The 11,651-nt window shown below is 41.1% G+C and carries 8 protein-coding genes, 1 tRNA gene and 1 pseudogene; 4 read left to right on the top strand and 6 right to left on the bottom strand.

Annotation, left to right across the window (positions count from 1 at the left end):
- Positions 1-145: 145 nt before the first annotated feature.
- Entirely contained in the window at positions 146-841 is a 696-nt protein-coding gene (locus AC075J_RS07590) for a response regulator transcription factor (protein ID WP_118569760.1), read from the bottom strand.
- Positions 842-1,496: 655 nt separating this feature from the next.
- Here AC075J_RS07590 and AC075J_RS07585 point away from each other — a divergent pair.
- The 3 genes and pseudogenes from AC075J_RS07585 (at position 1,497) to AC075J_RS07575 (ending at position 2,568) form a co-directional block, all read left to right on the top strand.
- Positions 1,497-2,141 (top strand): phosphoribosyltransferase, encoded by a 645-nt coding sequence (locus AC075J_RS07585; protein ID WP_008707815.1) that lies wholly within the window; start codon positions 1,497-1,499, stop codon positions 2,139-2,141.
- 63 nt (positions 2,142-2,204) lie between these two features.
- Positions 2,205-2,451: pseudogene (locus AC075J_RS07580) on the top strand (alanine:cation symporter family protein); the annotation flags it as partial.
- A complete protein-coding gene (locus tag AC075J_RS07575; protein WP_334298085.1) occupies positions 2,443-2,568 on the top strand; it encodes an alanine:cation symporter family protein in 126 nt (41 codons plus the stop codon). The pseudogene AC075J_RS07580 and the gene AC075J_RS07575, both read left to right, overlap by 9 nt.
- A 117-nt stretch (positions 2,569-2,685) precedes the next feature.
- Here AC075J_RS07575 and AC075J_RS07570 read toward each other — a convergent pair whose 3' ends face one another.
- Positions 2,686-3,960 (bottom strand): AGE family epimerase/isomerase, encoded by a 1,275-nt coding sequence (locus AC075J_RS07570; protein WP_096788337.1) that lies wholly within the window; start codon positions 3,958-3,960, stop codon positions 2,686-2,688.
- Between the two features lie 65 nt (positions 3,961-4,025).
- Positions 4,026-4,097: transfer RNA gene (locus tag AC075J_RS07565), tRNA-Gln, on the bottom strand.
- A gap of 462 nt (positions 4,098-4,559) precedes the next feature.
- Between AC075J_RS07565 and AC075J_RS07560 the strand changes: the two genes are divergently transcribed.
- Positions 4,560-6,023, top strand: coding sequence for a nicotinate phosphoribosyltransferase (locus AC075J_RS07560; protein ID WP_196049398.1), 1,464 nt, complete (start codon positions 4,560-4,562; stop codon positions 6,021-6,023).
- A 95-nt stretch (positions 6,024-6,118) separates the two neighbouring features.
- Here AC075J_RS07560 and AC075J_RS07555 read toward each other — a convergent pair whose 3' ends face one another.
- The 3 genes from AC075J_RS07555 to AC075J_RS07545 all read right to left on the bottom strand — a co-directional run bounded on the left by AC075J_RS07555 (position 6,119) and on the right by AC075J_RS07545 (position 11,651).
- Positions 6,119-7,321, bottom strand: coding sequence for a metallophosphoesterase (locus tag AC075J_RS07555; RefSeq protein ID WP_196049399.1), 1,203 nt, complete (start codon positions 7,319-7,321; stop codon positions 6,119-6,121).
- 190 nt (positions 7,322-7,511) lie between these two features.
- Complete coding sequence (gene spoVT, locus AC075J_RS07550; protein ID WP_055054309.1) at positions 7,512-8,060, bottom strand: stage V sporulation protein T; 549 nt, start codon at positions 8,058-8,060, stop codon at positions 7,512-7,514.
- A gap of 156 nt (positions 8,061-8,216) precedes the next feature.
- Positions 8,217-11,651: a DEAD/DEAH box helicase gene (locus tag AC075J_RS07545; protein ID WP_343309142.1), complete on the bottom strand. Its 3,435-nt coding sequence runs from the start codon at positions 11,649-11,651 to the stop codon at positions 8,217-8,219.

Raw genomic sequence — 11,651 nt, 5'->3', positions numbered from 1 at the left:
TCGCAATCCGCTTTGCTACTTGCTCATAACCAAATAACTGCTTCGCAGTTTATCAGAATGCGCTTGCACGCCTCCTGATACAAGCAAGTCCCCACCCACTGCTTATTGCTTTTCGCAATTGAAGCAGGGGACTTACTTGATTTGGTTAAATTTTTTCCACCTTATATCCAAGCCCCCACACAACCTTCAGGTATCTTGGCTCCCTTGGATTAATCTCAATTTTTTCTCTGATATGCCGGATATGCACTGCCACTGTATTATCTGCTGCAACTGCTTCCTCATTCCAGATGTTTTCGTAGATCTGATTAATGGAAAATACCCTTCCCTGATTCTTCATCAGAAGAAACAGGATATTGTACTCAATAGGTGTCAGCTTCACCACATCACCGTCCACCCTGACTTCCTTCAGGTCATCGTTTATGCTCAGACCTCCTGTCTCGTAGATATGAGCATTCTCCACAGGTATTGCTGCTCCCAGCCTTGTATATCTTCGAAGCTGTGATTTCACCCTTGCCACCAGTTCCAGGGGATTAAAGGGCTTGGTTACATAATCATCTGCCCCTACATTTAATCCAAGGATCTTATCTGCATCCTCTGATTTCGCAGAAAGAATAATGATCGGAAGAGGATTCTCTTCCCTTATCTTCAAAGTAGCCCGGATGCCATCCAGCTTCGGCATCATAATATCTATGATCAGCAGATCCACCGACTGACTGCGCAATGCGTTAATCGCCTCCACACCGTCGTATGCCTTCAGGACCGTATAGCCTTCCTGCTCCAGATAAATACTGATTGCCTCTACAATGTCTTTATCATCATCACAGACCAGAATATTAGCCACTTTACACACCTCCCTCATCATCCGAAATGCCTGTCTGAAATCTCTCATGTACAGACATCCCGGCTTCTTATTTTGTATTTCTGATATTAGAATAATCGAAGCTTCTTAATATGAAAGGGACAAATTCTTAAGATTTTCTTATGATTATTCACTTTTCGCAGTCAAAATATCAGGCTGTTAATCTGTCACTTTTATCAGGCTCCTATTTTCATCCAATTCTTCTATTCGTTCTGCTATATACATTTTTTATCTCATCTTTTCTCTTTTTCTGACAGTCAATAATAGACTGAAAATCATTATATCATTTCACATATATTACTTCTATAGAATATTCTCTTCTGTTTCCCATTTCCACACCCATCACTGTTTATTCCATTCTCCATAACTCACAACCAATCTATAGCAACCCTCGTAAATAATACTTCCATCAACGCACCAGGGGATCATCGTTATATGTTTTTTGGTATTTTATTAACAATCTTCATACATATCGCATAATTTTTTATTGATTTTGTACAATATTATTTATTTTTCGGCAAAACAATGCTACAATGTTTTATAAGATTAGTGTACTGATTTATAACTGTTCAATGGTCTGCTAACCGCAAAGCTACTGAACAGTTACACGTTTTTTTTCAACGAGGGAGGTATTCTTATGAATCTGGAAAACATGACAAAAATCTACGCCCGTGGTGACAGCCGCATTCAGCTGAAGGTAATTCCCGGACATTTCGTCACATCTCAGTCACATATCACTCACTATCTGGATCTTACAACTATGAAATCCAGAACTGCCGAAGCACAGAATATTGCTCACGAACTGGCTGCTAATTATGAAGTATCTACTCCTGTTGATACCATTATCTGTATGGACGGACTGGAAGTAATTGGCGCATATCTTTCTGAAGAACTTACCAAAGCCGGCATTTTTTCCCTGAATGCTCATCAGACGATCTACGTGATTACTCCTGAATCCAGCAATTCCGGACAGATTATCTTCCGTGATAATTTTCAGCCAATGATCAAGGGCAAAAATGTACTGATCCTCAATGGTTCGATTACCACAGGCTCTACTTTGTCCAAAGCAATCGAGAGCATTCTGTATTACGGAGGCACTATCAGAGGTATCGCAGCCATATTCAGCAGAGTAGACAGCGTGGCTTCTCTCCCTGTATATTCTATTTTTAACACCAAAGATATACCGGACTATCATTCCTATTCATCTACAAAATGTCCAATGTGTCAGAGGCAGCAGAAAATCGATGCCATTGTCAGCAGCTACGGATATTCAGCTCTGTAAATCTTCGAAGTATTTTATAAAGAAATTGTTACCAGAATTGATGACTTTGTCTGGGGACCGGTGATGCTGATCCTGTTGGTCGGAACCGGTATCTTCCTGACTGTGCGCACCAGATTTCTTACATGGCGTAACCTTGGCTATGCACTGAAAAGCACACTCAGCAAGGAAGCCCGGCACCAAGAGCCGCGGACAGGGAGATGTATCACCTTTTTCCGCACTGACAACCGCACTGGCAGCCACCATCGGTACCGGAACTATCGTCGGTGTTGCCACAGCCATGGTTTCCGGTGGTCCCGGAGCTCTGGTATGGAACTTCTCCGATATCACCAACGCACTGATGGCTATCCCGAACCTGATCTGCATGCTCCTGTTAAGCGGCGAGATTGCCAAAGATGTAAAAGAATTCCAGCCGGAGATTAAAAAATAGTTACCCACATCATTCTTTTTATCATCCTGAAGTAAAATGCAGCCAGAACCTTGTTCCGTCAGGTTCTGGCTGCATTTTACAGAAATCTTGTACGCCGGGTACAAATAAACACTTACTTTATTGATGGCATACTTCCATATACTGTTTTACATCTGAAGCAATTGATATATATGGTGTTCCATATGGGATCCAGGTTGACTGAAAAGCATGATATACATCTGATTTTCCCGGCCATACTGTTCCTATCACATTATTATTTTCATCTAACTGATGAAACCAGGAACCATTTTTATGATCCAATACCTTATCATCCAGGTATCTCATAAACTCTTCATAATCTTTTGCATATTTCTGCTTATGAGTTATATGCCATAAGACTGCTGATGTATTGATTGCCTCTGCCAATGTCCAATGCATTCTGTCATGAACAACAGGTTTTCCATCCCAATCAGTCGTATACACAATTCCAGGATTTCCATCCACATTCCAGGAATCTTCAACTGCTCTGTTGTAGAGTTTCTCTGCAGCTTTTAAATATACTTCTGCAGAATCAGGGGTATCTTTATAAGAAGAATATGCCCACTGCACGATCAATCTGGCCCACTCAATTCCATGGCCCGGTGTTGCTCCATAAGGTTTAAAACGATCAGCAGGACATTCTTTATTGCAATCAAGATCAGCTTTCCATTCCTTTGTAAAATGTTCAGGTATTCTCCAGTCATTTGCGCTTGCCCATCCAATAACATGATCTATAATTCTTCCTGCACGTATTCTGTACTTTTCTTCTTTTATTGCATCTGCTACTGCCAGAAACGCTTCTACTGTATGCATATTTGCGTTAAGACCGCGATAATCATCAAGAACTGTAAATTCTGTATTCCAGGTATCATAAGTAAGTCCCTGTTTTTCATCCCAGAACCGTTTATCAAATAATTCCAATGCATCTTTAAGCAGAGTTTCTGCATCTTTTTCTCCTGCCAGCAAAGCAGAAGAAGCAGCCAGAAGAACAAATGCATGAGCATAACACTGTTTATCTGGCAAGAATTTATTATCTGGTGTAATTCCCGGATACCATCCTCCATTTTCACGATCTTTCAGTTCTTCCAGTAATCCATGTACAGCACCATGGACCAGTGCCGGACTTTCTTTATCCCCAAGCATGATTCCCATACTATATACATGGACCATACGGCATGTGATCCATGTTTCTCTGTTTCTGTCTTTCCATGGTGTTCCATCATCCCCAAGGAAATAAGCACTTCCTCCCGGTGATAAAAATCCTTTTCCAAAATTTAAAAGATTTTTCTGCAATTCACCTAAGAACATTTTATTTTCTTCTGTATCTATCTGATATTTTTTACCCGAATTTTCCATCTTAATCTTACCTTTCACTTCCAAAAAATTTCATTTTCTCTTATAGCACAAAAAAGCACCTCATACCGAGGTGCCTCATGTAGCAGGGCTACAAGGATTCGAACCTTGAACTGACGGAGTCAGAGTCCGTTGCCTTACCGTTTGGCGATAGCCCTTTATGTTTTGTTTTCGCTACTTCGTTCGCGACAATTGGTATTATATAATAGTCTTTCAAAAAATGCAACCCCTTTTTTGAAATTTTTTTAATTTTTTTTATTTTTCTTCAAAAACATGAAAATACCGCCTATTTCCCGGAGTTTTTTTATGTACTCTGGGAAAAATTATGCTATAATCAATAAAAACTTATTGCTGCTTCTGATATACTCTTTCTTAAATATAACAATTCTCGTAACTGGTGTGCCGACAGGTTGACGCAAGATTGTTTCAAGAATCAACTTGTCGGCACACTAGAAACTTGCTATAGAGATCAAAGCAGCAGGAAATCTTAATAATAATTTCTCCAGACTATATATTATGATACTGAGGTCAAAAGCTATTCAGCCCTGGCCTGATATCTGTAAATTGCGATAAACAGTTACACCCGAGATATTATTATGAACCCAAAAGGAGAGCTATATATGAGAGCTAATAATCTTACTCTGCTCACAGACCTTTATGAACTTACTATGATGCAGGGCTATTTTAAGAACCCAACAAACCAGACTGTTATCTTCGATATGTTTTACCGTACCAATCCATGCGGAGGTGCATTTGCCATCACTGCCGGACTGGAACAGATGATTGAATATATTGAGAATCTTAAATTCACAGATGAAGATATCGAATATCTCAGAAGTCTGAATACTTTTGAAGAGGACTTCCTTGAATATTTAAGCAACTTCCGTTTCACAGGTGATATCTATGCAATTCCTGAGGGAACAGTTGTCTTCCCAAGAGAACCGCTTGTCAAAGTTGTAGCACCTATCATGGAAGCTCAGCTTGTAGAGACAGCAATCCTGAATATCATCAATCACCAGAGCCTCATTGCTACCAAAGCAGCCCGCGTTTGCTATGCTGCAAAGGGTGATGCGATCATGGAATTTGGTCTGCGTCGCGCCCAGGGACCGGATGCAGGTATCTTTGGCGCACGTGCCGCAATCATCGGTGGATGTGCCGGTACTTCCTGTGTTCTCACAGGCAAAATGTTCGACGTACCGGTCCTTGGAACTCACGCACACAGCTGGATCATGAGCTTCCCGGATGAATATACCGCATTCAAAACCTATGCCAAACTTTATCCGAATGCCTGCACCTTACTGGTAGATACCTATGATGTCCTGAAATCCGGTGTTCCAAATGCAATTCGTGTATTTGAGGAAATGCGCGAAGAAGGTATTCCGCTTACCAAATACGGTATCCGTATCGACAGTGGTGATCTTGCCTACCTTTCCAAAGAAGCATATAAGATGCTTGCTGCTGCCGGATTTGACGATGCAGTTATTTCCGCTTCCAGCGATCTGGACGAATATCTCATTGAGAGCCTGAAGGCTCAGGATGCCAAGATTAATTCCTGGGGTGTCGGAACACGACTGATCACCGCTAATGATAATCCTGCATTCGGCGGTGTATACAAACTTGCTGCTGTCAAAGATGCAGACAGTACCGAATTCACACCTAAGATCAAGCTTTCCGAAAACACAGAGAAAGTAACCAACCCTGGAAATAAAACCGTATATCGTCTCTATAATAAGAAAACCGGAAAAATCAGAGCAGATCTTATCTGCCTTGCTGATGAAAAGCTTGATGCAGATCAGAACATGGTTCTCTTTGATCCAATCGATACATGGAAAAAAACAAAAGTTCTCGGCGGAACCTATGAAGTACGCGAACTTCTCGTTCCTGTTATCAAAGAAGGTAAACGAGTCTATGAATCTCCATCTGTTATGGAGCTTCGCGATTACTGCCAGAAAGAGCAGAATACTCTCTGGGATGAATCCAGACGTTTCGTAAATCCTCAGAAAGTATATGTAGACCTTTCTCAGAAACTCTGGGATCTGAAAAAAGACCTTCTGGAAGAAATTAGTGAGAAAGCTCTCGACTGAGCATAAACTCAGATTAAGAGTAACAAAACAGACAAGTCCCCGGCTCCAACCGCAAAAATCAACAGGCAGTTGAAGCCGGGGACTTACTCTTTGATTCAGTTAAAACATATGCTGACATCACAGATTTCGCTTTTAGTCCCAACTCTCATATTTGGTCCAAAAAGCCCTACACCGGATGTAACGATATTATGCATATTTCCTTTCTTCAGATAACCACAGGGATTTTCCCAGAAGAATCTGATCACAATATTTCCCGGAAATACCTGTCCGTCATGGGTATGTCCGCAGAGATCTACGTCCACACCTGTATCCGCCAGTTCCTGAAGTTCTCTCGGCTCATGATCGATAACCAACACTGGCAGTGACACATCCATACCCTCTGTGATTTCCTGCGGAGTCTTTCGTTTATCAATCCCCCGTCCGGGACGCTCATAATCCGGTCTTCCATACAGATAAAAGGAATCATCAATGAGCACATACTCATCTCTCAGAAGCGTAATCCCCGCTTTCTCCAGAAACTCATCCATCTCCGGGGTACTCTCTTTCTTTTCCTTACTGCCAAAGGTAAATCCCGCCAGAATCTTTTCCTGGATATCGTGGTTTCCGTAACATGCATACACGCCATACTTCGACCGAATCCCTCTCAATATCTCCGCCAGTTTTTCCGGATCATCCAGTGCCTCATATTCATTGTCAAAAATATCTCCTGCCACTACCACCAGATCCGGTTTCTGCTCATTGATCTTCTCTGTCATCTGCTCCATCTGCTTGCATCCAATATTATATCCCAGATGAAGATCTGCGACCAGAACCACATTTAACTCCTTCATATTTCCTGCCTTTTTATCAACAGAAATATTGTACTTCGTTGTATGTATATTTCCAACACTGAGCACTCCGTAAATACTGACTGTTGAAATGATCACCGCACAGACAGCTCCCACAACAGCAGTTCCCATATTACTGAAAAGCAATTCTCTCCCCGGAAAGGCAAAATTTCTAAGAGGATATTTCAGTAACAGTCTCAATCCATCCGCGATTCCCAGAGTCATAAGTGTATACATCAAAACACCGAGCCAGTAATTACTCAGAAGCTTCATAAATCTCCTGAATCCTGATGCAGGTGCCATAAATGCGATCAGTATACTAAACACTACAAATAAATATACAAGTCCTATCCCCCTGCACACCCACACATTCTGAAAAACCGTATGCAGTACCTGAAACCAGTGCACGCTGCGAAGCAGGATATATACACACACCAACAGATAAAACGGTGCCAGATATATTGCAGCCATATAATATATCTCCTTTCCAACTCTCATTACCATGACAATTTCATTACTATAAACAACTCCAGAAAATCATAACTGCTTCTTATTATACAAAAAAGAATCCTCAGCCGCCACCATAAGCTGCTGAAGATTCTATGAATTATTATTTTTTTATTATGATTGCGCACTACATCCCAAATATATGCTACAGATTTTACTGTTCCATCTGTCTTCCCAGAAATCCGCTTGCTGTTCTGATGAGCATCTTCTCTGATTCACCCATCACATCCTTTTCATTCTTTCCCAGTAAAAGCACAGATCCTACTGTATCTCCTGCACTGATAATAGGCTGCATGATCTGGGAATACAAAGGTTCTCTCTGTTCCTGAGTCACAGGTATCCTGCTTCTGTCATTTCCGTTAGCAAACACAGAGCTTCTTTCCGTGATTGCATCTTCCAGAGCTTTGCTGATAGGTTTTCCCATATATTCCCTGCTTCCCTGTCCCGCAGCAGCCACTACCTGATCGTGATCTGTGATACACGCTACCATCCCGCTTGACTGCGCCAGCGCCTCTGCATATTCCTTTGCAAAGACATTCAGTTCTCCGATAGGGGAATACTTTTTCAGAATAATCTCCCCCTCCCGGTCAGTAAAAATCTCCAGTGGTGTCCCCTCTTTTATCCGCAGCGTTTTTCTGATCTCCTTAGGAATGACCACACGCCCCAGATCATCTATGCGCCGAACAATTCCTGTCGCTTTCATGCACTTTTCTTCCTCCTGTTTTTCCTTTTATCGAAGTTTACTGTCTTTGTACCCTTCAGTTTCCATATCATGTGTTGTATGGTTATTATGTGGAAAAACAGGCAGAATATACATTTCTGTATTTACAAAAAATGCCATTTAACTGCAATCAAGCGGTTATTTCCCGGAAAGTAATTCCATCAGTTCCTCTTTTGTGAAGCTGCCTCCGTTAAGCCCTTCGCCCTCCAGGATCTGATCTGCCAGTTCACGTTTCTTTTCCTGCAGTTTCAAAATATTTTCTTCAATCGTATCCTTCACAATCAGCTTGTATACATTCACTACATTCTTCTGACCAATTCTGTGTGCTCTGTCCGTTGCCTGATTCTGCACTGCCAGATTCCACCATGGGTCAAAATGGATTACAATATCTGCTGCCGTCAGATTCAGACCGGTTCCTCCTGCCTTCAGAGAAATACAGAATACCTGTGTGTCATCTGTGTTAAAGTTCTCTACCATCTGTGCACGCTTCTCCTTACTTGTAGAACCAGTCAGCATATAGTAACTGATCTTCTCCTCTTCAAGGCGCTTCGCAAGATGGTCAAGCATTGTCGTAAACTGCGAAAACAACAGAATCTTATGTCCGCTCTCCACTGCATTACTGATCATATTCAGGCACATATCCACTTTTGCAGAATCTGCTTTATAATCTGCAAAAATAAGAGACGGATCACAACAGATCTGGCGCAATTTTGTCAGCTCTGCCAGAATTGTAATCTTTGAGGTCTTAAATTCTTCTTCGGACTGCTTATCCAGCATCAGCATCATCCGTTTCACATGTGCATCATAAAGCTTCTGCTGCTCTCCTGTTAGCTGTACAAACATATTCTCTTCCAGCTTATCCGGCAGATCTGTAAGCACTTCCTTCTTCAATCTTCGGAGTACAAACGGTCGGATCATTTTCTGCAGACGTTTCATTGCATCTTCATCTGAATTCTGAACTGCCGGAATTTCAACTTCTTCCCTGAACTTCTTATAACTGTAAAGGAAACCGGGCATCAGATAATCAAATATACTCCACAATTCACTCAGGCGGTTTTCCACCGGAGTTCCTGTAAGAGCCAGCCTGAAGTCTGCCTGAACCTCTTTTACTGCTTTCGCAGCCTGAGTGTTTGCATTCTTGATATACTGAGCTTCATCAATAATCTCACATCTGAACTTATATCCTTCATATTCGCTGATATCCCTTTTCAGCAAATCATAGGAAGTCAGAAGAATATCCTCAGAATCTGCTTCTGCCAGGATCTGTCTTCTCTCTGCTGCAGTCCCGGTCACCATCTTTGCTGTAAGCTCCGGTGCAAAACGTTGAATTTCACTGCTCCAGTTATACACCAATGATGCAGGAGCTATAATTAATGTATTTTTTTGCAGCTTTCCAGTTTGTCCATCTGCCTTCTTTCCATCAGCTTTCTGCGCCTCTGCTGCCTTGCACGCCTGTTCCACTGTCTCAATTTCACTCTGCATATTTAACATTGCAGTTTCTTTTACTGCTATATTTTCAACAACAGTATTCCTTCTTTCCAGAAATTCTGACAGTAGAAATGCAATCACCTGCAACGTTTTTCCAAGTCCCATATCATCTGCAAGTATTCCGCCGAATCCATTATAATTCAATGTCTTAATCCACAGAAATCCCCGTTTCTGATACTCCCGCAGAACTTTATCCAGGCTCTCCGGCACCTCAAAATCATTATCCTCAATGGTCTTCATATTTCTTACCAGCGACTTAAAAGATTTATCCTTTACTGCCGAAACAACCGGATTCTCTTTCAACTGTGCATCCAAATACAACGCACGGTACTTCTGTACTTCAATCTTATCCTGCTTCATCTGCTTATCCGTCAGCTGAAGCCCTGCCCTGAGTTCTTCCACTGTATCCAGACCCGAGTCTGCTGCATTTACAAAAGCTCCGTTTTTCAGACGATAGAACTTTTTCTTCTTATTATATCTGGAAAGAATGTCAATCAGTTCTTCCTTTGAAATATCTCCTGCTGTCATACTCAGCTCCAGCAGATTTCCACTCAGGGAAACACCTACTGTAACCTTTGGCGAATTCCGGACTTCAATCCGTCTCAGCGCATCAGAAATAAATACTTCTCCCACTGCCTGCAGTGCCTGAATTCCTTCTGTCAGAAATTCATATTCCATCTCTTCATCATCCGCAATTACCGCACACTGTTCAAATGGATTAAAAGCATTCGAATATTTATGGATCACATTTCTGACAACTGTTTCTCTATTCATATCCCTTGCTGCAATATCGTCCGTTGTATATAAAGAAAATTCCCTGTCTCCATACTTAACAGTCGCCTTACATGTAATCATATTTTCCTGCGGTGCATCCAGATAAAATCGAAACTCCGGTTTAACCATTCCATAATTTTCCGGATGAAATTCAACCATTCTGCATTTAAAAAACTTCTGGATCACCGGTAAAAGTTCCTGACAGAATGCCGGTACATCTTTATTTTCTATAAACGCTTTCTCACCGGGAATCAAAGACAAACTGTCCAGAAAATCCTTAACAGGTAAAAGCTCTTCTACATTCTCAATATAAATCTTTTTATCATAAAAGCAAATTTTATACTGTTCCGTATTTGCTGCACACGTAAATTTGCTTACCTTCAGTTCAATTCCCTGCTTTGCACCTGTTATGGTCATTTTTCTCGGAAGATGTTCTCTGGTTATTTCCCAGGTTGTGTTTCTGGTTCCTATAGATTCTCCCTGCAATGTCTTTCCTTCCATCAAAAGCAAAAATTCTGCCAGTTCATTTCCTGACAGCTCCAGATGCCTTACCTTTTCCAGAGTTCCCATATAGTATCCATAATAGGAAGAGGATCTGTGAAATTGTCTGTTGTTGTCTGCCCATTTACAGATAAATTTCGCAAGCGGTCTGGATTCCTCGGCAAAGGATTCTATTGTATGGACAAACTGAAGATTTTTCCCATATTTATAATCATCCTGATTTGCTATATGAACATCAAAGGAAAATGCATCCTTCAGTACGTACATTTTATTAATTCCTATTTTAAATTCTACTGTAAATGTTCTTCCGTCAAAATTAAAATATGGTTCCAGCCTTACTTTTCCATAAGTGCTTCCCTGAATCAGTGGAAGAGACTTCGCAACTGCCTGCTTCTGCAATAATGAAGCCAATTCCGGCGTGGTATGCATCTGCACTCCTTTTCTGATCGTATGGGTCAGGCCACCTTTTACAATTTTTTCTACAGATTGTCCGTAATCATAACTATCCATATCATTTTCATAATCATTATATTGCAGAAGAACCGCTACACAATGTTTACAAAGTCCACCATATTCTGCATATGCCCGACATTCACAATAGCAGGTATCAACTTCATCATTCTCTGTATCGATTGATACATCTACTTCATAGATATTTCTTCCACTGCCTTTTACAGATGCAACAATTTCATCAGACGCACCCATATTTTTTACATCCATATCCAAAACTTTTCCTGTTGCATAAAGTTCTGCACCTTTACTGTATGATGAAGAATTTGCCATATATCTGATCTGAGTTTTTGAAATCAT

The organism is Blautia sp. ZXY-1-C6, from assembly GCF_056339875.1.
Note: the sequence above shows the minus strand (reverse complement) of the source record. Positions and strands in the feature narration are given on the sequence as shown.